The sequence below is a fragment of the Pseudomonas sp. B33.4 genome (assembly GCF_034555375.1).
Lineage (GTDB): Bacteria > Pseudomonadota > Gammaproteobacteria > Pseudomonadales > Pseudomonadaceae > Aquipseudomonas.
In genome coordinates this window covers 3,799,204-3,819,934 of sequence record NZ_CP140706.1, presented here as the reverse complement: position 1 = coordinate 3,819,934, position 20,731 = coordinate 3,799,204, and the positions used below count along the sequence as shown (strand labels likewise).

22 protein-coding genes and 1 pseudogene are annotated in these 20,731 nt (G+C 59.5%); 5 read left to right on the top strand and 18 right to left on the bottom strand.

From position 1 onward, the window contains the following. Positions 1 to 202 precede the first annotated feature (202 nt). The 3 genes from U6037_RS16790 to U6037_RS16780 are packed head-to-tail and all read right to left on the bottom strand — an operon-like array spanning position 203 to position 2,885. Positions 203 to 1,201: an NADP-dependent oxidoreductase gene (locus U6037_RS16790; protein ID WP_322843811.1), complete on the bottom strand. Its 999-nt coding sequence runs from the start codon at positions 1,199 to 1,201 to the stop codon at positions 203 to 205. A 56-nt stretch (positions 1,202 to 1,257) separates the two neighbouring features. Continuing rightward, the gene (locus tag U6037_RS16785) at positions 1,258 to 2,097 is read right to left on the bottom strand and encodes an alpha/beta hydrolase (RefSeq protein ID WP_322843810.1); all 840 of its coding nucleotides are present in this window, start codon (positions 2,095 to 2,097) and stop codon (positions 1,258 to 1,260) included. A gap of 5 nt (positions 2,098 to 2,102) precedes the next feature. Further along, positions 2,103 to 2,885 (bottom strand): SDR family oxidoreductase, encoded by a 783-nt coding sequence (locus tag U6037_RS16780; protein ID WP_322843809.1) that lies wholly within the window; start codon positions 2,883 to 2,885, stop codon positions 2,103 to 2,105. A 216-nt stretch (positions 2,886 to 3,101) separates the two neighbouring features. Between U6037_RS16780 and U6037_RS16775 the strand changes: the two genes are divergently transcribed. After that, a complete protein-coding gene (locus U6037_RS16775) occupies positions 3,102 to 3,698 on the top strand; it encodes a TetR family transcriptional regulator (RefSeq protein WP_322847337.1) in 597 nt (198 codons plus the stop codon). Positions 3,699 to 3,826: 128 nt separating this feature from the next. Next, positions 3,827 to 4,459 carry an isochorismate family cysteine hydrolase YcaC gene (gene ycaC, locus U6037_RS16770; protein ID WP_007915995.1) on the top strand — a complete coding sequence of 211 codons (633 nt, stop codon included), beginning with the start codon at positions 3,827 to 3,829 and terminating at the stop codon, positions 4,457 to 4,459. A 100-nt stretch (positions 4,460 to 4,559) separates the two neighbouring features. On the opposite strand, the pseudogene U6037_RS16765 reads toward ycaC, so the two are convergent. The 8 genes and pseudogenes from U6037_RS16765 to U6037_RS16730 form a co-directional block, all read right to left on the bottom strand. Beyond that, positions 4,560 to 5,335, bottom strand: a pseudogene (locus U6037_RS16765) (Fic family protein). Further along, complete coding sequence (locus U6037_RS16760; protein WP_322843808.1) at positions 5,262 to 5,555, bottom strand: hypothetical protein; 294 nt, start codon at positions 5,553 to 5,555, stop codon at positions 5,262 to 5,264. The pseudogene U6037_RS16765 and the gene U6037_RS16760 overlap by 74 nt, the downstream one beginning before the upstream one ends. A gap of 143 nt (positions 5,556 to 5,698) precedes the next feature. Then, positions 5,699 to 6,622, bottom strand: a complete 924-nt coding sequence (locus U6037_RS16755) for a LysR family transcriptional regulator (RefSeq protein ID WP_322843807.1) — start codon at positions 6,620 to 6,622, stop codon at positions 5,699 to 5,701. A 93-nt stretch (positions 6,623 to 6,715) separates the two neighbouring features. Continuing rightward, the gene (locus U6037_RS16750; protein ID WP_322843806.1) at positions 6,716 to 7,426 is read right to left on the bottom strand and encodes an SDR family NAD(P)-dependent oxidoreductase; all 711 of its coding nucleotides are present in this window, start codon (positions 7,424 to 7,426) and stop codon (positions 6,716 to 6,718) included. Positions 7,427 to 7,475: 49 nt separating this feature from the next. Continuing rightward, positions 7,476 to 8,132 carry a DsbA family oxidoreductase gene (locus U6037_RS16745; RefSeq protein WP_322843805.1) on the bottom strand — a complete coding sequence of 219 codons (657 nt, stop codon included), beginning with the start codon at positions 8,130 to 8,132 and terminating at the stop codon, positions 7,476 to 7,478. Continuing rightward, complete coding sequence (locus U6037_RS16740) at positions 8,129 to 8,344, bottom strand: 4-oxalocrotonate tautomerase family protein (RefSeq protein WP_322843804.1); 216 nt, start codon at positions 8,342 to 8,344, stop codon at positions 8,129 to 8,131. Before U6037_RS16740 ends, U6037_RS16745 begins: the two co-directional genes overlap by 4 nt. A gap of 158 nt (positions 8,345 to 8,502) precedes the next feature. Further along, positions 8,503 to 9,198 carry a tRNA (adenine(22)-N(1))-methyltransferase gene (locus U6037_RS16735; RefSeq protein ID WP_322843803.1) on the bottom strand — a complete coding sequence of 232 codons (696 nt, stop codon included), beginning with the start codon at positions 9,196 to 9,198 and terminating at the stop codon, positions 8,503 to 8,505. Between the two features lie 123 nt (positions 9,199 to 9,321). Beyond that, the gene (locus U6037_RS16730) at positions 9,322 to 10,371 is read right to left on the bottom strand and encodes an NAD(P)-dependent alcohol dehydrogenase (protein WP_322843802.1); all 1,050 of its coding nucleotides are present in this window, start codon (positions 10,369 to 10,371) and stop codon (positions 9,322 to 9,324) included. 188 nt (positions 10,372 to 10,559) lie between these two features. Between U6037_RS16730 and U6037_RS16725 the strand changes: the two genes are divergently transcribed. The 3 genes from U6037_RS16725 to U6037_RS16715 all read left to right on the top strand — a co-directional run bounded on the left by U6037_RS16725 (position 10,560) and on the right by U6037_RS16715 (position 12,097). Beyond that, positions 10,560 to 11,486 carry a Gfo/Idh/MocA family oxidoreductase gene (locus U6037_RS16725; protein WP_322843801.1) on the top strand — a complete coding sequence of 309 codons (927 nt, stop codon included), beginning with the start codon at positions 10,560 to 10,562 and terminating at the stop codon, positions 11,484 to 11,486. 168 nt (positions 11,487 to 11,654) lie between these two features. Continuing rightward, complete coding sequence (locus U6037_RS16720) at positions 11,655 to 11,855, top strand: hypothetical protein (protein ID WP_102899126.1); 201 nt, start codon at positions 11,655 to 11,657, stop codon at positions 11,853 to 11,855. A 29-nt stretch (positions 11,856 to 11,884) separates the two neighbouring features. Then, positions 11,885 to 12,097 (top strand): DUF2945 domain-containing protein, encoded by a 213-nt coding sequence (locus U6037_RS16715; protein WP_322843800.1) that lies wholly within the window; start codon positions 11,885 to 11,887, stop codon positions 12,095 to 12,097. 5 nt (positions 12,098 to 12,102) lie between these two features. On the opposite strand, the gene U6037_RS16710 is transcribed toward U6037_RS16715, so the two are convergent. From U6037_RS16710 to U6037_RS16680, 7 genes are all read right to left on the bottom strand, one after another. After that, a complete protein-coding gene (locus U6037_RS16710; RefSeq protein ID WP_322843799.1) occupies positions 12,103 to 13,041 on the bottom strand; it encodes an AraC family transcriptional regulator in 939 nt (312 codons plus the stop codon). 11 nt (positions 13,042 to 13,052) lie between these two features. Next, a complete protein-coding gene (locus tag U6037_RS16705) occupies positions 13,053 to 13,886 on the bottom strand; it encodes an oxidoreductase (RefSeq protein ID WP_322843798.1) in 834 nt (277 codons plus the stop codon). A gap of 167 nt (positions 13,887 to 14,053) precedes the next feature. Further along, positions 14,054 to 15,319, bottom strand: a complete 1,266-nt coding sequence (locus U6037_RS16700) for an FAD-dependent oxidoreductase (RefSeq protein WP_322843797.1) — start codon at positions 15,317 to 15,319, stop codon at positions 14,054 to 14,056. Beyond that, positions 15,309 to 16,901 carry an aldehyde dehydrogenase (NADP(+)) gene (locus tag U6037_RS16695; RefSeq protein WP_322843796.1) on the bottom strand — a complete coding sequence of 531 codons (1,593 nt, stop codon included), beginning with the start codon at positions 16,899 to 16,901 and terminating at the stop codon, positions 15,309 to 15,311. Before U6037_RS16695 ends, U6037_RS16700 begins: the two co-directional genes overlap by 11 nt. Positions 16,902 to 16,973: 72 nt before the next feature. Beyond that, positions 16,974 to 17,921, bottom strand: a complete 948-nt coding sequence (locus tag U6037_RS16690; RefSeq protein ID WP_322843795.1) for a dihydrodipicolinate synthase family protein — start codon at positions 17,919 to 17,921, stop codon at positions 16,974 to 16,976. A gap of 55 nt (positions 17,922 to 17,976) precedes the next feature. After that, the gene (locus U6037_RS16685; protein ID WP_322843794.1) at positions 17,977 to 18,903 is read right to left on the bottom strand and encodes a 4-hydroxyproline epimerase; all 927 of its coding nucleotides are present in this window, start codon (positions 18,901 to 18,903) and stop codon (positions 17,977 to 17,979) included. Positions 18,904 to 18,925: 22 nt separating this feature from the next. Then, positions 18,926 to 20,551: an APC family permease gene (locus U6037_RS16680; protein ID WP_322843793.1), complete on the bottom strand. Its 1,626-nt coding sequence runs from the start codon at positions 20,549 to 20,551 to the stop codon at positions 18,926 to 18,928. Positions 20,552 to 20,731 lie beyond the last annotated feature (180 nt).

Here is a 20,731-nt window from a genome sequence, read left to right as displayed (position 1 = left end):
TAGGGCTCAAGCATCAAGGGCCGCCAGACGATCGGAGTAACACCAAGTATTGCGTTGTGCTGCTTGGGGTTGGGCGTTTCGTGGTTCGCGGGTTCAGGTGGATGTTTGTTCTCCGTGTTTTGCCGTTCGTTGGTGGGGGGCTTTTCAGTGTCGCAGGCAGCGTTATCCATGGGTCTTTCGCCAGATGATTACAGGCAGGCAACTATTTGATCTGCACGATTACCTTGCCTTTTGCACGGCCCTGTTCGACGTAAGTCAGGGCTTCGCCCGCTGACTCGAAGGCGAAGGTGCGATCCAGCACGGGCCTTATTTCGCCGGCTTCAATCAGGGAGGTGATTTCTTGCAGTTGTGTACCGTTGGCCCGCATAAACAGGAAGCTGTACCGGGCATCCTGCTTTCTTGCCTTGCGCCGAATACTCAGGCTCAACAAGCGCATGACTTGGCGCAACGGCCAGGCCAGTCCCTGCGCCTTGGCGAACTCGGCAGTTGGCGGGCCTGAAATGGAAATCAGCTGACCGCCCGGCTTGAGTATCTTGAGCGAGTTTTCCAGAACGTCGGTGCCGAGGCTGTTCAGCACCACGTCGTAGTCGCGCAGCTCCTGCTCGAAGTGCTGCTGTTTGTAATCAATCACCACGTCTGCGCCCAACGCTTTAACCCATTCGACATTCGCGGTGCTGGTGGTGGTCGCGACAACAGCGCCGAGGTGCTTGGCCAGTTGAATGGCGATGGTTCCGACACCGCCGGAACCGGCGTGAATCAAAACCTTCTGACCCCTTTGCAAACGGGCGATGTCGACCAATGCTTGCCAGGCTGTCAGGGCGACCAAAGGAATCGCCGCGGCCTGTTCCATGCTGAGGTTGGCGGGCTTCAACGCTACGGCGTTTTGCTCGACGGCGATTCGCTCGGCGAACGTGCCGATTCGCTGTTCGGGCACGCGCGCATACACCGCGTCGCCGGGCTTGAAGCCCTTGACCGCTGCGCCAACCTCAATCACCACACCGGCACAATCATTGCCCAGCACCAAGGGGAATGAATACGGCAGAATCAGTTTGAATTCGCCGCTCCTGATCTTTGAATCGAGGACGTTGACGCTGGCAGCATGGACTTCAATCAGCACATCGTGGGCGCCCGGCAGCGGCTCGGATAAGTCGCCAATACGCCCGTTCTGCTTGCCGTAGCGATCGATAAAATAGGCTTTCATGGTGAATACGGCTCTCACAGTTTTGAGGGCGGGCGGCGTTGCCTGAGCAGATGGGTTCAGCTGTCGAGAAACGCCTGCGCTGTGCTGATAAAGTCAGCGTAGTTCTGGAAAATCGCGCCGTGTCCGGCGTCTTCATAAATGATCACTTGCGCGTAGGGAGTCCGCTTGGCCAGATCAATCGAGTTGACCGTGGGCACCATGATGTCGTTGTCGCCGCTGACCACCAGCGTCGGGATTTGCAGGCCGCCAAGGTTCTGCGGCATTTGTTTTCCCCATGCCTTGATGGCTTTCAACTGCCGCAGAAAAGCGCTCGGTGTCGGGCGTTTGTCGCGATCGTTGCGGCGTTCTTTCAAACGTTGCAGAAAGTCTGTCGCGGCCCGTCGTCCGTTCGCAGTCGTGGTGAAAAACAAGTAAAACTTGGGATCGCGCAGGGTCAACAAGCCCTTGAGCATCAGTGGCCAGGAAACCGCACCGACCTTGGCGATACCGACTCCGCCAGCAGGCCCGGTGCCGGTCAGAATCAGGCGCCGCACCAAGGCAGGATTTTTGAGCGCGATGTCCTGAGCAACGAATCCGCCAAGGGAAAAACCCAGCAGGTCGACGCTGTTGAATTCCAGCGCAGCGATCAGGCTGATAACGTCGTCGGCCATTTGCGCGACGGTCAGGGGCGCGGTGCCGCCTGAGCCACCGACACCGCGATAGTCAATGGCGATCACATGTCGGGTTCGCGCCAGACCATCGACGATTCGCGGGTCGAAGTCGTCGAGTGCCGCGCCCCAATGATTGAGCAGGATCAGCGGCACCGCCGATCTGGCGCCGAGGTCTCGATAGGCGAAGGCCGTGCCGCCAACCAAAATCGATTGGTTGGCGGCTTTGACGTAAGGCATTGGTTCCATCGGTCTCACGCCAGATAGCGCTGGGCGACTGCCGACTGGCGGATCTGCGCCAACAGACCCTGCCGCGCGGTCTGCAAGGCGTCCCAGCGCTCACCTTCATGCAGCGGCGGAATGGTCACCGGTTCGCGACGATCGAAACCGACCAGCGCCGCATCGACCAGATCGGTGACTTCCATGATCTCGCTCAAGGTGTTGATGTCGATGCCCGCGCGATCCCAGATTTCCGTGCGGGTAGCCGCCGGCAGCACGGCTTGCACGTAGACACCGAGTGGCGACAGTTCCAGGCTCAACCCCTGAGACAGGAACAGGACAAACGCCTTGGTCGCGCCGTACACCGACATGCCGAACTCCGGGGCCAGACCGACCACCGAGCCGATGTTGATAATCGCGCCGTTGCCGGCGTTCGCCAGACGGGGAGCGATGGCACTGGCGAGCCGCACCAGTGCCGTGGTGTTGAGTGCAACCAGATTGGCCACTTTGTCGGTGCTCTGCTCGATGAAGTTGCCGGACTGCGCAGCTCCGGCGTTATTGACGAGGATGCCAATACGCGCATCGTCGCGCAGGCGCGTTTCGACAGTGGTCAGGTCTTTGAGTTGGGTCAGGTCGGCCTGAAGCACATCCACGGCGACGCTGTGTTCGCTGCGCAGTTTCGCGGCGAGTGTTTCCAAGCGCTCGAGATCGCGGGCGACCAGCACCAGATCGTGCCCGCGTTGAGCGAAGCGTTCGGCGTAAACTGCGCCGATGCCGGTAGAGGCGCCAGTGATGAGAACAGCAGGGCGGGTAGTCATGGGATCATCTCTTTTTCAAAAAATCGATTAGGGTTGATGCATGAGGCAGAAATTACGGCGGAGTTCGACCTACTGAGCAACAGCGCTTGGTGTCTGTGTGTGCAGCCGTAACCACTGCATTTAGGATGATGATCGAAATCTAAACTGTCAACGGTTTTGATTATGGCTGACATCTATGTATCATCGGCGCATGATTTTTCAGCGGAGGTATTGCACGTGAGAGTCACCAAAGCCCAGGCACAGGCGAACCGCGAGCACATCGTCGAGACCGCCTCGGTGCTGTTTCGTGAGCGAGGTTTTGACGGTGTCGGCGTCGCGGACCTCATGGCGGCAGCCGGATTTACCCACGGCGGCTTCTACAAACATTTCGGTTCGAAGGCCGACCTGATGTCCGAAGCCTCAGCCAACAGCCTTGCGCGCTCGTTGGCCAGTGCCGAAATGGTCGATGTTCAAGGCTTCATCGATGCTTATGTGTCGAAAGAACATCGAGACGAGCGGGGCAGCGGTTGCACCATGGCCGCTTTGTGCGGCGACGCCGCGCGCCAGTCTGACGAGGTGAAAACAGCGTTTGCCGATGGCATCGAGCGCACGTTGCAGACACTTGGCGACAAGTACCCGACAGGGCCTGACGCGGCGCCTGATGCGGGCAGAGTGAAAATGATCGACATGCTCGTGCGGGCGGTGGGCGCGATTATTCTGTCGCGTGCCTGTCCGGATGACTCAGCGCTGGCCGATGAAATACTTGCGGTGTGCCACGCTGAAATGACCGCCTCATTGTCGATTGCTGCCAACAGTGAAGCAGAGGGTGGTTGATAGGTATTGTCCCTTTTGAGTTGACGGTGAAACGCTTTCCAGCCGATTTATCCCGTCCGTGTGCGTCAGTAATCTGTACCCAACTTGAACGCAACAACAACTTCTAAAACTCAAAAGGGAAACAGACCATGACCACTCCAACCTACAACCGCCTCAACAAAGACGACGCCATCGTGCTGCTGGTCGACCACCAGACCGGCCTGATTTCCCTGGTGCAGGACTTCTCGCCAAACGAATTCAAGAACAACGTCTTGGCCCTGGCCGATCTGGCCAAGTTCTTCGAACTGCCGACCATCCTCACCACCAGTTTCGAACAAGGCCCGAACGGCCCGTTGGTGCCAGAGTTGAAAGAGATGTTCCCGGATGCGCCGTACATCGCTCGCCCAGGTCAGATCAACGCTTGGGACAATGAAGACTTCGTGAAGGCAATCAAAGCCACCGGTCGCAAGCAAATCATCATTGCCGGTGTGGTCACGGATGTCTGCGTAGCGTTCCCGACCTTGTCGGCGCTGGCGGAAGGGTTTGAGGTGTTTGTGGTGACCGATGCGTCCGGCACCTTCAACACCACCGTGCAACAAGCCGCGTGGAGTCGTATGACTCAGGCCGGTGCGCAGATGATGAACTGGTTCTCGGTGGCGTGTGAGCTGCACCGCGACTGGCGCAACGATATTGAAGGGCTGGGTAACTTGCTGTCGCAGCGGATTCCTAACTATCGCAACCTGATGAACAGCTACTCGGCGCTGACGGCTCAGCAGAAGTAAGCCTGCGCGCCCAAACAAAAAGCCTGCCCTGAAAAGCAGGCTTTTGCTCATTTTGAAGTCAGAACGTGGATTTCAAAAGCGACGCTACCGGACGCGTCGATCATTCAAGCGGCATTGCTCGATACGCTTTATAAAGTCGCTGAACCTCGGGATCATCCAGGCTCTTATAGATGATCCCTTCCTTGTCCAACCCATCCAGACCCTTTATCCCGCCAATCATTGCGAGCCATTCGTCGCGGCTGGAAATATCAATGACGAAGGGGGCCAGATAACCATCCAGATGGCCTGTGAAAGGGTCTCGTATTTCGTCGGCGAGTGCTCGCAGGTAGTCGTCTTTGTTGGTTTTTGACCAGTCGATGGCGAAGCGGGTCCGATAGCACAACTCCATGTAGATGAGCAGGATTGTGCGGCCATTGCCATCCAGAAACGGGTGGGCGGACGCCAACTGGCCCATTACTTCGCCGGGGCGCTCACGAAAGCGTTTTTTGTTTGCTGCGAGTTCAAAGGCGTATTCGACGGACCTTTTAATCAGGTCTGGACGTTCAAATATCGTGTGATGCGGATCATCTTTCGATCTCTTGAAAACCCGAGATGGGGGACCAGTTCATTCCTGTCTTTCCCTGCCCAGGGATAAAAAACGGAGAACAGTACTTCGTGGGTCTTCAGGACAGCTTTGTAGTCGATGGTTTTCTTCTTGGCGAGATAGGCAAGGGCATCTTCGATACTGGCTTCGAAGGCGAGATGCTCGGACTCTTTGACCTCAAGAGGGTCCTTCAGTTTGAGCGAGTTTTGAAGATAACCTTCAGTCTCGAAATCGCCGAAGGGGTCGAAAGTCTGCGCTAAGCTGCCTCTTGCAACGCCTCTTTTCTTGGAGATAGCGTCCTTGCAGGGCCATGATTTCTGCTTTGTTCAGTACACCTTTACGCTTGAGATTGACGAGCAACTGCTCAATACCGTCCAGCTCGACAGCATCACCTGCCAGGCGAGTAATGGTCGCAGCCATGCAGCTCATGCTGTCACGCTCAGCGGTAATCTTATGTTTTTGGGCGAGTTTGCGGACTTCGCTCGCAACGCCACCAGTGGCTGGACTGGTCATTTGAAACCCTCGTTTTCTCTTTCGAAGCATAGCATGGCGCCAGCCCTGTAAATTTTCCAGCAGCGCCCGGCTGTCAGCGCGAACAATGTCCTGTTCCGTTTTATGGTGAAACGCCTTTCAACCGATTTATCTCTTGTTCAGCGCTAAACCTGCGCCCACTCATCACGAAACTCCAACAGAAAATCAACAAATGCCCGCACCCTTTGCGGCACATACCGGCCGTGCGGGTAGAGCAAGGTGTAAGGTCGCGAGCGCCCGGTGTACGGTTGAAGAACCTCGACAAGGCTGCCGTCCGCCAGCTCCTTTTCGACAATAAATTTATAGGTCTGAAAGACCCCGGCACCATGCTTGGCCAGAGTGACGCCGCCAAGCACGTCATCGGAACAGGAGTAGCCGCCGTCGGAAATCACTTCACGGTCCTGACCGTTTTCCTGGAACAGCCAAGAGATCCGCCGCCCGCTGCTCGGCAGTTCGAACTGAATGCATTCGTGTTGCACCAGGTCTTCCAGCGTCTGCGGTGTGCCAGCCTTTTTCAGGTACTCGGCGGAGGCGACCACCACCAGTTTTGCATCCTCCAGCAGCCGCGCAACCATGGTCGAATCCGGTTGGGCACGGACGCGGATCGCCAGATCGTAGCCTTCGCCGACGAAGTCGATATTGCGGTTACCCAAGTGAATGTCGACGGTGACGTCGGGATACAGCGCGCGAAACTTTGGCAGTAGCGGCAGGATGCGGTGATGTCCGTAAGTGGTGGGCAGGCTGATGCGTAACTGACCAGACGGTGATGTCTGCGCGCCCATGACTTCCTGTTGCGCTTCGACCAGTTGGGTCAGGGCCTGGCTGCACTGGACGAAAAAGTTTCTGCCAGCCTCGGTCAGGCGAATGCTGCGCGTGGTGCGGGCAAACAAGCGTGAACCCAATCTTTTTTCGAGGCGCAGAATCGACCGGCTCACGGCGGCCGGCGTTACACCGGCAAGCTGCGCGGCGGCGGTGAAACTGCCGGCTTCAGCGGCGAGGCAAAAGAGTTCGATGCTGCCTAACTGCAAGTCTTCAAAGTGGCGCTTCATGTGAGTACACCGAGGATCAACTGACGGTTCATTCTCAGGCTTATCTCATGAAGCGGCACCGCCGGTACACACCGGCAGTGCTGTGGCGAGGTATCAATGGCCAGCGCTTTGCCCACCGTCAACGTGGAGGATTTCGCCGGTGACGAAGTTCGCGCTGTCCAGATAGAGGATCGCTTGCACGATGTCGTCGATTTCGCCCATATGACCAACCGGATGCAGGCTACCGAGGGCGGCATGGGATTCTTCGCCGTGCATCGGTGTCTTGATAATGCCGGGCGACACCGCGTTGACCCGAATACCGCGCTTGGCGTACTCGATGGCCAGGGATTTGGTCGCTGCATTGATGCCACCTTTGGTCAGCGAAGCGAGCACCGACGGCACGCCGTCAATCGCGTGGTCGACCAGACTGGTGGTGACGCTGACGATGTGGCCGCTGGCGTTTTTCTCCATTTCGGCGATGGCCAATTGCGAGATGTGGAAGAAGCCGCTCATGTTGGTCGCCACGACCTGTGCGTAGTCTTCCTTGCTGTATTCGGTGAAGGGTTTGGCGACGAATATCCCGGCGTTGTTCACCAGCGTGTCGATACGACCGAAACGTGCAACGGCTTCGCGGATCACCCGTTCGGCGGTTTGCGGGTCGGCAATGTCACCGGCGACGGCGAGAATGTCCGGGTCAGTGGAAGGCTTGATCGAACGCGAGGTCGCGACAACCTGATAGCCGCGCTCACGGAATCCCTTGACCAGGCCTGCACCAATGCCTTGCGAGGCGCCAGTGATCACTACAACTTTCTTGGACGTGTTCATGATGTTTCCTCATGCAATCTGGATGGTTTGAATAAATGGATTTCGCAGGTCAGGCGTGAGCCGCAACCTGTGCTGCCTGACGTAACGCTTGCTGGTAATAAGCGACGGACTGGGAACCGGGGATGATCTGTTTGTCATCGAGGACCATGGCCGGAACCGAGTCGATACCGCGCTGCTGGTAAAACCGTTCAAGTTCGCGCACTGGTTGGCTGAACTCCGCGTTGGCCAGCACCTCTTGCGCACGCTGACTGTCGAGCCCGACTGCGCCTGCCAGTGTCACCAGCGTGGCGTGGTCATTCGGGTTTTCGCCGTCGCTGAAGTAGGCCTTGAGCAAGGCTTGCTTCAGCTCACGCTGACGTCCTTGTGTGGCGGCCCAGAACAGCAGTCGATGAGCATCGAAGGTGTTGTGAAAATGGCTGCGCTTTTCAAGATCGAAGTGGAAACCGATCTGCTCGCCGCGCTCGATGATCATCGCGTTGCGATCCGCCACTTGCTCGGCGCTGCGCCCGTATTTGCGCGTCATGTGCTCGATGGCGTGCTCACCTTCGGCGGGCATGTCCGGGTTCAGTTCGAACGGTTTGTAAGTCAACTCCACGTCGACTTCGCCCGCCAGATTCTGGATCGCTTGCTCCAGCGCAGTGACGCCCAACGCGCACCAGGGGCAAACGACATCCGAGACGAAGTCGATTTTCACGGTACGGCTCACGACTGCGAATCCGCTAACTGCTGGCGATATTCGGTGGTGGTGCTGCCGGCATAACCCCAGTTATCGGTGTCGACTTCTTCGATCACGATGTGGGTGAGTTTCGGATCCTTGTGCAGCACCCGCTCCATCGTTTCGGTGATTTCCTTGATGACCTGGGCTTTCTGTTCCCGGGTCACGCCGTCACGGGTGATGCGTACGCTGATGAAAGGCATTTGGGGTATCTCCAGTCGCTGGCCCGTCGGAGTGACGGGCGGCTGTTGGAGAGAACTTTAAGAGGAGGGCTGGAGTTGATAAATGGGGTTTGATGTACATCATTTGTGATGCGGTGTATCAAATGAGGGCGCGCGCCTTTCCGGCGAAACGCCAGCGCTCAGGCCAGCAGTTCGCTAATCCAGCGTGTCTGTTGCGTCAGGTCTTGCACCTTTCCATCCGGTAAACCCTGCTGCGCATGGGCGAGCTGGCTGAGTGTCTTCTGCTTATGGTGAAGTTTGTGTTGCCACTTGATCAGAAACTCGGGGCTGCGGGTCTGCAGGTGCAAGGGGCCGAAGTACAGCTCCCTGGCGGAATAAGTCATCGGTTCGGCGCGCTCGGCAACGATGATTTCATAGTGGAAACGGTTTTCCCGCAGCAGTTCTTCGCTGAGGATGCGGTAGCCGTTTTCCATCAGCCATAGACGCAGCGGTTGTTCGCCGCCATTGGGTTGCAGAATCAGGCGTTCTTTGCCGCTCAAACGGGCTTTGCCGCTGTCGAGGATGTCGCGGATGGTTTCACCGCCCATGCCGCAGATCGTGATGGCGGTAATCCCGTCGTCAGACTCGATGGCAGCCAGACCATCAGCCAGGCGCACGCTGATGTGCTGCTGCAGATCATTCTCGCGCACGGTGCGTGCGGCCGCGTGGAACGGCGTCGACGCGACTTCAACCGCCACGGCCGCTGCGATCAGGCCACGGCGCATCAGCGCCACCGGCAGATAGCCGTGATCCGAGCCGATATCGGCCAGCCGCGCGCCGGCCGGCACGTGTGCAGCCACGCGCTCAAGGCGCATGGACAATGTCTGTTCGTTCAACGGCAACCCCTCGATGGCAGGCAAAGGGGTGCGACTCTGGCGAGCATCGCCGGGCCTGTCAAATCCCGGCGACGGAATTCAACGGCTGATTGGCAACACCTTGTGCCAATCAGCCGTTTGCGTTTAGCCCGCCAACGTCGCGTTGTCGATCACAAAGCGATATTTCACGTCACCCTTGAGCATGCGCTCGTAGGACTCGTTGATCTGGTCGGCGCGGATCAGTTCGATGTCGGAGACGATGCCGTGTTCGGCGCAGAAGTCGAGCATCTCCTGAGTTTCCGCAATGCCGCCGATCATCGAACCGGCAATCGTGCGGCGCTTCATGATCAGGTTGAACACGTTCGGCGAAGGATGCGAGGTGGCCGGCGCGCCGACCAGCGTCAATGCACCATCGCGCTTGAGCAGCACGAGGAAAGCATCGAGATCGTGCGGCGCCGCGACGGTGTTGAGGATCAGGTCGAAACTCTTGGCGTGCGCGGCCATTTCTTCGGCATTGCGCGACACCACAACCTCATCGGCACCCAGCGCCTTGGCCGCTTCACGCTTGGATTCAGAGGTGGTGAACGCAACAACGTGCGCGCCCAGAGCATGGGCCAGTTTGATGCCCATGTGGCCAAGGCCGCCGATGCCGACCACGCCGACTTTCTTGCCCGGCCCGGCGTTCCACTGACGCAGTGGCGAGTAGGTGGTGATGCCGGCACACAACAGCGGCGCGACGGCGGCCAGTTGCGCTTCGGGGTGGCGGATGCGCAGCACGTAGCGTTCATGCACGACGATGTTTTGCGAATAGCCGCCCAGCGTCCAGCCGGGTGCGTCCGGAGTCGGGAAGTTGTAGGTGCCGATCATGCCGTCGCAGTAGTTTTCCAGACCGCTTTCGCAGTCATCGCAATGTTTGCAGCTGTCGACAATGCAACCGACACCGACCAGATCACCGATTTTGTAGTCCGAAACATGGGCGCCAACGGCCGAAACGCGGCCAACGATTTCATGCCCCGGTACGCAAGGAAATTGTGTACCGGCCCATTCGGCGCGCACCTGGTGCAGGTCGGAATGGCAGATGCCACAGAACGCGATGTCGATCTGCACACCATGGGCGGCCGGCGCGCGACGCTTGATCTGCATCGGCTCCAGGGGTTTGTCGCCAGCGTGGGCGCCGTAGGCTTGTACAAGCATGGGAACATCCTCGATCGGTTTGTCGTAAGGCATTGTTTCTTTTTCAGCGCTGCGGGCACTAGTGCATTCCTGTGCAATCCTTGCCTGATTCTGTGCGTCGTTGTGACATTGCGCGGACAGACGCTCGTGGCGTTTGCAGGTAATCTCCCGGTTCACTGACGACAACAAAATCAAAACAGGAGTCATTGATGCAACCAATCCGTCTCGGTCTGGTGGGCTACGGCAAGATTGCCCAGGATCAACACGTCCCGGCAATCCTCGCCAATCGCGCATTCCGCCTGGTCTCCGTCGCCACCCAAGGCAAGCCTTGTGCTGGCGTGGAAAACTTCCAATCGTTGAGTGAGTTGCTGGAAAACGGCCCGCCGGTGGATGCGATTGCCTTCTGCACGCCGCCGCAAGGACGCTTTGCGCTGGTGCAGCAGGCGTTGGCCGCCGGCAAACATGTGCTGGTGGAAAAGCCGCCGTGTGCCACGTTGGGTGAGGCATTGGCCTTGGTCGATCAGGCCGCAGAGCAGGGCGTCAGCGCTTTGTTTGCCTGGCATTCACGCTACGCGCCCGGTATCGAAGCCGCTCGCGACTGGCTCGCCTCGCGCACTTTGCAAAGCGTGCAGATCGACTGGAAAGAAGATGTACGCAAATGGCACCCCGGCCAAACGTGGATCTGGCAACCCGGTGGCCTCGGCGTATTCGATCCGGGCATCAATGCCTTGTCGATCGTCACTCATTTACTGGCGCTGCCGCTGTTTGTCGAATCGGCCGAACTGCGCGTACCGAGCAACTGCCAGTCACCGATGGCTGCGTCGATCAAAATGGCTGATGCGCGCCGCCTCGATGTGCGCGCGGAGTTTGATTTTGACCATGGCCATGATGAGCTGTGGAGCATCGAGGTGCGTTGCGCTGAAGGGGTTTTGCGACTGGATAACGGCGGCGCATTGTTAAGCATCGACGGTGTGCGCCAGGCCGTGTCGGAGGAGGGCGAGTACGCGGCGGTGTATCAGCATTTCCAGCAGTTGATCGGCGACAAAACCAGCGACGTCGACGTGCAACCGTTGCGCTTGGTGGCGGACAGTTTTTTTGTCGGCAGTCGGGTGTTGGTTGAGGCGTTTTACGATTAGCGTCCGGCTGGCCCGGCACGATTATTTTAATCGCCAAGCGAAAGCCTGCCCTGAACGGCAGGCTTTTTTCGTTGGAGCACCGTTCGTCCAGTGCCCGGCACTTGCGCTGTGCCGTTGCCTCTCACGTTTAAGCGCGGATATCCCGCGTACAAGAACGGAGAAACAAGCATGGACATCGATGAAAATGCACCGGGCAACCGGTCACAGCAAGACGTGACACGGACGACGGACAATGAGACGGGGCATGACCCGAAACGCAACCCGCCCGAGGTCCCATTGCCCGCCGATGAAGAGTCGCCGGTCGATGAAGACATGACGGATGTGGCGGCCAACAACTCGGTGTCGAGCGAGCATCCTGAGTCGCAATGACCGGATTGAACAAGTGTGGGGGAGCGGTCATGAGCACGTCATTCAAGGTCGGCGACGCGGTTCACTGGAACAGCGAGGCTGGCGAGATTCACGGCAAGGTGGTCAAGGTGCACACCCGGGATGTCGAGTTCATGGGCCGCCATCGGCCTGCTTCCAAGGACGAGCCGCAGTACGAAGTCAAAAGTGACAAGACCGGGCATCTGGCGATGCACCACGGCGCGGCGCTTCATCCCGCGAAATGACCGGTCTAGTGCGACGAAACGAACTCGGAAGGCGTTGTCGGCGGCGGCAATGAGTACGTCGCCTTCATCCATTCAATTTCCGCCTGCGGCGTCCGGCCGAAAAACCGTTTGAACTCGCGACTGAATTGCGAGGCGCTTTCATAACCGACGTCGAACGCTGCCGCCGATGCGCTCATGGCCTGGCGCAGCATCAGCAGCCGCGCCTGATGCAGGCGTGTCGACTTCAGGTACTGCATCGGCGAGGTGTCGGTCACACTGCGAAAGTGCAGGTGAAAACTCGGCACGCTCATGCTCGCTTCGTGGGCCAGTTGCTCGACGTCGAGGCGCTGCTGATAACAGCTGTGAATCTTGCGGATCGCCCGGCTCACCTTGCCGAAATGCCCGCGCCGATGCAGCGCGGCACGCATTGAACCACCTTGCTCGCCCGTGAGAATGCGGTAATAGATCTCACGTACCAGCGCCGGCCCGAGAATTTGCGCTTCACCGGCGACGCTCATTGCCTCGAGAAAACGCAAGGTCGTGGTGCGCAGCGCATCGTCCATCGGCGAGGCGTACATGCCTTTTGGCTCAGCATCGCTGAGGCCATGCACTTCATCGACTTGCAACATCAACTCGCTGGCCAACTGAAAGTCCAGTTGCATGTAAATCGCGAGCATCGGCTCGGCTGCCGTGGCGTCGGTTTCCATGGTGAAGGGGATGGGCACGGACACCACCAGATAATGCTGCGCGTCATAGACGTAGGTGTCCTCACCCAGATAACCGCGCTTGCGACCCTGGCAGAGGATGACAATGCCGGGGTCGTACAACACCGGAGTGCGGGTCAGTGGGCGATTCGAGCGCAGGAAGCGCACGTCATCGAGCGCGCTGAGGTTGTAGCCCTCGACCGGCGCGAGAACTTCCATCAGTTGCACCATGCGCGCGGTGCTGCCATCGGCCTGCATCATTGCCTTCTCTCTCAGTGATCGGTGGAGCAGCTCAGCGCTTGCCATTTATCAATCTCGTCGAGCGCCTGTTGCAGGCGGTCACGCACCAGCCCCAACGCATCACTGCCGAGGAGCAAATGGGCGGGAGGCTCGGCACAGTCGATAATCTGCAGCATCGCTTGCGCAGCCTTCTGCGGGTCGCCGAGCTGCTTGCCGCTTTTTGCTTCCCGGGCTTGGCGGATTGGGTCGAAACTGGCGTCGTAGTCGGCAATGCTGCGCTCGGTGCGTTGCATCGAACGGCCCGCCCAATCGGTACGGAACGAGCCCGGCGCCACGGCAGTGACGAATATGTTGAATGGCCGCAGCTCCTTGCTCAGGGTATCGGAGATCCCTTCGAGGGCAAATTTACTGCCGCAGTAATAGGCGATGCCCGGCATCGTGATGGTGCCGCCCATGGAGGTGATGTTGAGGATATGCCCCGCGCGGCGCTCGCGGAAGAACGGCAAACAGGCTTTGATCATCGCCACCGCACCGAACACGTTGACGTCGAACTGACGGCGCATCTCCTGCAAGGGCGATTCTTCGAAGACGCCTTCGTGGCCATAACCGGCGTTATTGACCAGCACGTCGATGGGGCCGTGTGTGGCTTCGACTTGCGCAATGACACTGTCGATCCGCTCGAAATCAGTGACATCCAGCAGCACGCCGCAAGCGTTGTCCGGGGACAGTGCCTGGAACTTTTGCAGATCAGTTTCACTGCGCACCGTGCCGATGACACGGTGGCCTGCGGCAAACGCCTCTGTGGCCAGCGCATGGCCGAAACCGCTGCTGACGCCGGTGATGAACAGGGTTTTAGTGTGAGTCATGTCGAACTCCCAGTGGGTCAGGTCTGAGGCCATGGTAGCGATCAACAAACGGCGCACCTATGCCGGTTTATCTTTGAGCATTGCCTATTCCTATGAGGCGTTTGTGATCGTCAGAAAAAACGGTGGCGGTTCCCTTACGCCCGCTCACCGTTCTTGCTGGTCAGTGGTCACCAGAAACGCGTCAGTCTGTAGGAGTCGGTTTTCGGCAAAGCAAATGCCGGGATTGTGCCTGCGCCGGCCATCCGCACCACCATCTCCGCCGTCACCGCCGCCTGCGTCAGCCCCAGATGCTGATGCCCGAACGCAAGCAACACCTTGCCCTCACACACCTGATCAATCACCGGCAACGAATCCGGCAACGACGGACGAAAACCCATCCACGGCGTCGCCGCTTCAGCACTCAGATCCTTGCGAAACAAGCCCTGACTCAACCGATGCAACTGCCACGCGCGTTCCATGCTCGGCGATTTTTCCAGTCCGGCGAACTCGACAGTGCCGGCCAGACGCAGCCCTTCGGTCATCGGCGTCATGATGAACTTGCGTTCCAGCGAGGTGACGGGGAAGGGCAAGCGATCGTGTTCCTGAGGCAGCATCAGGTGGTATCCGCGCTCGGTGTCCAGCGGTACTTTTTTGCCAGTGAGGGCGGCGGTGAGTTTCGCTGAGTGCGCACCGCAGGCGATGAGCACGCGGCTGGCAGTCAGACCGTCATTGCCGGTGATCAGCGAAACGCCGTGTTCCTGCACGTAGCCGCCCTGAACCTGTTGCTGGACAAAACTCACACCACTGGCTTTGGCCGCTTCGACCAGTTCACACACCACGCGATACGGATCGATGAAATGCCCGGTGCGTGGGAAGAACAAACCGCCCTGAATCTGTTCGCTGAGTTGCGGCGCGGTGTCGCGTATGCCGTTGGCTTGCCAGTAGTCGACCGGCACCTGCTGCTGATGCAGGCGAGCCTGTAATGCCTGGATTGCCTGACGCGATTCGGGACGTTCGAACACCAGTAACGAACCATCGACCTTCAGCAGGTCCGGTCGCTGGATGTCGGCGAGCAAGCGCTGCCAAGCCTCAAGGCTGCTTTCATTCAGGGCACGCAAGCCTGCCACGGTGTTCTGAAACGGCGCCGGGCGCAGATTCAGCAGCAGGCGGGTGAACCATGGCAAGGCGCGCGGCAGGTACTTCCAGTCCAGCCGCAACGGCCCCATCGGGTCCATCAACATGGCGGGCAGGCGCTTGAGGATGGACGCGTCGGCAATCGGAAACACCTGTTCGGTCGCCAGATGGCCAGCATTGCCAAACGAGGCGCCGTGGCCGGGTGGCTGCTGATCGATCACCACCACGCGCAAGCCCTGACGAGCCAGACGCAATGCACAGGCGACGCCGATGATGCCGGCCCCGACCACAGCGATGTCGTGGGAGACGTTACTCGCCATAGCGCTGCGCTTCCCTTTGCCCATTGAGCAGACGCCGCAATTGCAGCGGATTAGCCTGTTTCAGTGCGACAGGCAGCAAGCTGTCGGGGAAATCCTGATAGCAGACCGGTCGCAGGAAACGCAGGATCGCCGCTGTACCGACTGATGTTGCGCGGGCATCGGAGGTGGCCGGGAAAGGCCCGCCATGCACCATCGCGTCACACACCTCGACCCCGGTTGGCCAACCGTTGACCAGCAGGCGGCCGGCCTTGCGTTCCAGGGTTGGCAGCAATGCGCGCGCCTGTTCAAGGTCTTGGTCATCCAGGTGCAACGTGGCGGTCAACTGGCCTTCCAGGTGTTCGCAGAGCTGGCGGATTTCAGCTTCACTGCTGCATTGCACGATCAGCGCAGCCGCGCCGAACGCTTCGGCTTGCAGCTTGTGATCGGTAAGAAAGTCGGCAGCATCTGTGACGAACAGGTGCGCCTGACATTGGTTCGGGCCGCTGCCGTTCTGACCCACACCGCTGAAGTGCGCTGCGGCATTCTCAGCCAGTGCATTCACGGCAGATTGGTAAGCGCTGAAAATGCCCGGTGTCAGCATCGTCTGCGCCGGACTGCGTTGAATGATCTCGCTGATGGCGGCAATAAACCTGTCCAGCGCCGGTCCTTTCAAGGCGATCACCAAGCCCGGATTGGTGCAGAACTGGCCCGCGCCGAGTGTCAGCGAGGCCACAAACCCTTCAGCCAACGCTTGCGTGCGATTGTCCAGCGCCGCCGGAAACAGCAGCACCGGGTTGATCGAACTCATTTCCGCGTACACCGGAATCGGTTCGGGTCTGGCCTGCGCCGCTTGAATCAGCGCCAGGCCACCGCTGCGCGAACCGGTGAAACCCACCGCTTTGATCCGTGGATCTGTGACCAGTGCGATGCCCACTTCGCGGCCGGAACCGTACAGCAACGAGAACACGCCTTCCGGCAAGCCAGAGTTTTTTACCGCCCGAGCAACTGCGCGACCGATCAGTTCGCTGGTGCCGGGATGCGCGCTGTGCGCCTTGACGATCACCGGGCAACCGGCGGCCAATGCTGACGCGGTGTCACCGCCCGCCACGGAAAATGCCAGCGGAAAATTGCTCGCACCAAACACCGCGACCGGCCCCAGCGCGATCTGACGCTGACGCAGATCCGCGCGTGGCAAAGGCTGGCGTTGCGGTTGTGCGCTATCGACGCGCACATCCAGCCACTCACCGGCGCGGACCGTGCGGGCGAACATTCTTAATTGTTGGCAAGTGCGCCCGCGTTCACCTAGCAGGCGCGCGCGCGGCAGGCCGGTTTCGGCGTGGGCGCGGTCGATCAGTTCATCGCCGACGGCTTCGATTTCCATGGCAATGCTTTCGAGAAATTCAGCGCGAACATTCAGCGCCGTCTCGCGATAAACATCGAACGCTGCCCAGGCCAGCGCACAGGCCTGTTCGACATGCTCGGCCGATCCACCGGCATACGCGGGCTCCAGCGTTTCATTGGTAGCCGGATTGATCCCGCGAATGGCGGCGCGATGGCCAGCAACCGTGTGCTGTCCGATCAGCATGTGGCCCGTCAGAGTCATGGTGTCTTCCTGATAAAGAGGGAAAGGCCTGCCGCGCAGCACAACGCATCGCGGCAGGTGAGGCTTGCGGTGTCAGGCGAAACTCTGTTCCGCCGACCAGTTCTCGTACCAGTGACGGAACAGCGAATACTGCTTCTCGGCATAACGCCGCTGCGAATCGCTCAACGTATCGGTTTCGTTGAAGTGCAGGGTGTATTCCTTGTCGCCGTTGAGCACCATCAGGTGCTTGTAATACAGCACCAGATCGCAGCCCTCATCGAACGACGACAACACGGCCAGCGCCGATTCCAGTTCCCGCGCCTGACGACGGGCCTTGGCATCACCCTTGGCCGCCTGCTTGCTCAGCGCCACCAGTTGCAGCACCTCGCGGGGCAGGGCGTTGCCGATACCGGTGATCGCGCCGGTGGCGTTGCAGTTGACGAAACCGTGGACCACTTGGGTGTCGACGCCGACCATCAAGGTCACGTCATCGTCCTTGGAGGTGATGTTTTCGGCGGCGTAGCGCAGGTCTGCGCCACCGCCAAACTCCTTGAAGCCAATCAGGTTCGGGTACTCGCGACGCAGTTCGAAGAACAGATCGGCACGGGTGGCGAAGCCGTAGTAAGGGCTGTTGTAGATCACCGCCGGCAGGTTTGGCGCGGCTTGCAGAATTGCCGCAAAGTAGGCCTTTTGCGCAGTGACCGAAGCGCCACGGGACAGCACGCGGGGAATTACCATCAGGCCCTGAGCGCCGACTTTTGCCGCGTGGGCCGCGTGGGAAACCGCTTCACGAGAGTTCACTGCGCCGGTTCCGACAATGGTTGGTATCCCGGCAGCGACCAGACGCGCCACGCCTTCCTGACGTTCGGCTTCGGTCAGCAGCGGCCAGTCGCCCATCGAGCCGCAATAGACCACGGCGCTCATGCCGATATCGATCAGCTCGCGACCCTTGGCCACCAGCGCATCGAAGTCGGGTTTGCGCTGGGCGGTGCACGGGGTCATCAGGGCCGGCATGCAACCGGTGAAGATGTTGTCGCTCATTGTTTTAACTCCTTGGCACATCATTCAATTTGAGGTGAAAAGTCAGCGCGGTGGCTCAGATGCCCCACGCAAACGGGTCTGCTTCGTCGATCAGCAAGGTGCTGTCGGCGGTCATGTAAGCGCGGCCGGTGATGAACGGGCGGACTCGTTCGCCGTCCCATTCGAAGCGGCCTTCGAACTGGCTGCCGGTGATGCTCGCCTGCACCCAGGTGGCGCCGGGTTGCAGCTTGTCGTCGGCGGCGAGGCAGGCGAGTTTGGCGCTGGTGCCGGTGCCGCACGGTGAGCGGTCGTAGGCTTTGCCGGGGCACATGACGAAGTTGCGGCTGTCGGCTTCGTCGTCATCGGCAAACAGTTCGATGTGGTCGATCACCGCGCCGTCTTCGCCGTAAATGCCTTGGTCTTCGAGAGCCTTGAGCATGGCCCAGGTGTACGCGGTGAGGTGTTCGACGTTGTCCATCGTCAACGTTTGCCCGTGCTCGGAAACGAGGAAGAACCAGTTACCGCCATAGGCGATATCACCGAAGACGCGGCCGAATCCCGGCACATCCACCGGCACCTGTTTGCGATGTCGATAGGCGGGTACGTTGCCCAAGGTGACGGTTCCGTCGTCATGCAACGTGGCGCTGACCGGGCCGACTGGTGTATCGATTTTGTGGATGCCCGGCTGAATTTTTTTCAAGTACTGCAACGAATTGATCAGGCCAATCGTGCCGTGGCCGCACATACCGAGATAACCGGCGTTGTTGAAGAAAATCACTCCGCAAGTCGCGTCCGGCGAGACCGGCGCGCAATACAACGCGCCGACCAGCACATCGTTGCCGCGCGGCTCCAGCAGGCAGGCGCGGCGCCATTGATCATGCTGAGTGCGCAAGGCGTCACGTTTTTCGGCGATGGTGCTGCCGGGCAGATCGGGGAAGCCTGTCATCACCAGACGCGTGGGTTCACCGCCGGTGTGGGAATCAATGACGTGTAGTTGTTTCATGAATAGATCCCGTTGGATGATTTCAGTAGGCGCCGGCAGGGCGCGCAGACACGGTCAAAGCCGGGGCGGCGACTTCGCTTTCTTCGTCGTCCTCTTCCAGACGCAGCAGGTGCGCCGGTACGCCGGTCGCCGCGCCCCAGTAGTAAATGCCAGTGGCACAGGCAGCGACCACGAGGGTGTCGTACGGATGGGCGAGGATGCCGAGACCGCCGAAGGTGCCGAGTTTCGACAACACGATGGTCACCGCGTAGAAGGCGATCAGCCACGCCGAGGAGCGCACCTGACGCGCCAGATTGAGGTGGACGGTCGGCACAAAACGACCGCAGAGCAGGTAGACCACGAACATCAGGATTTGCAGGCCGAGCAGCCACGACACGGTGTTCCAGCCCGACCAGTAGACGATCAGCGCGGCGATGATGAACGACACCGGCCCGAGCAGACCCATGCACTTGACCCGGAACGGCCGAGGCATATTCGGCGCGTTGCGGCGCAGCGCGGCCACGGACACGGGCGCCACGGCGTAGCTCAACACCAGCGCGGCGGAGACCACGTTGATCAGCGCTTCCCATGACGGGAACGGCAAGGTCCAGAACACCGACAGGGCGAAGGTCAGCCACAGCGCCGGGCGCGGGATGCCGGACTTCTCATCGATATGGGTGAAGACCTTGAAGAAGGTGCCGGTCTGCGCCCAGCCGTAGATCACTCGCGGGGTCGCGTTCATGTAGATGTTGCCGCAGCCGCTCGGCGAGATCACCGCGTCGGCTACCACCAGATACGCCAGCCAGCCCACGCCCAGTGCCAGTGCGATGTCGCGGTACGGCAGGGAAAACTCTTTGCTGATTCCAGCCCAGCCATTGGCGAGCATTTCGGTCGGGATGCTGCCGAGAAAGGCCATTTGCAGCAGCACATAAATCAGCGTCGACAGCAGCACCGAGAGGATCAACGCGATGGGAATAGTGCGCTGCGGATTCTTCACTTCACTGGCCACCGAGATGATCGGCGTCAGCCCCAGATAAGCGAAAATAACGCCACCCGCCGACACCGCCATTTCGATACCGGACAAACCGAACGGGGCGAATCCTTGCACGTGGAAGTTGGCCGGTTTGAAGAAGGTGAACAGCACGCCGATGACCAGTAACGGCACGATGAACTTGAACACGCTGACCAGATTATTGGCCTTGGCGAAGGTTTTCACGCTGCGGTAGTTGAGCAGGAAAAACACGCACAGCAGCCCGAACTGCACCATCCAGCCGAGAATCGTCGGGTCGCCGCTGCCAGCCTTGGTCAGCTCGGGAAACCATGCGGCCGCGTATTGGCGTGAAGCAACCACTTCGATCGCCACCAGGCTGGAAAACGCAATCAGGGTGATGAAGCCCATCAAGTAGCCAAGCAGCGGCCCGTGGGAGTAAACCGGGTAACGCACGACGCCGCCGGCACGCGGTAATGCCGCGCCCAGTTCGCAATAAACGATACCCAGCAACAATACGGCGAACCCGCCCAGCAACCAGGAGAAAATCCCCGCCGGCCCGGCGATGGCGGACACATGGCTGGCCGCGAACAGCCAACCGGAACCGAAGATCGCACCGAGCCCGATAAAAGTGAGGTCGATCAGTGAAAGCTGTTTTTTGAACTTGCCTTGGCCTGACATGGCATCGCCTTCTTGTGAGTTATTGGATAGGCAGTTGTGTCACTGGGACGGCCAGACTTTGAACTTATCAACGGTGGGGCGATTGATGTTTTGTCACAGGATCAATGACGAAATCAGCACAGTTGCGTAGACGAAACGTGGCCCTCGACACTTCTTGAACGATGCTGCAATCTGCACGCG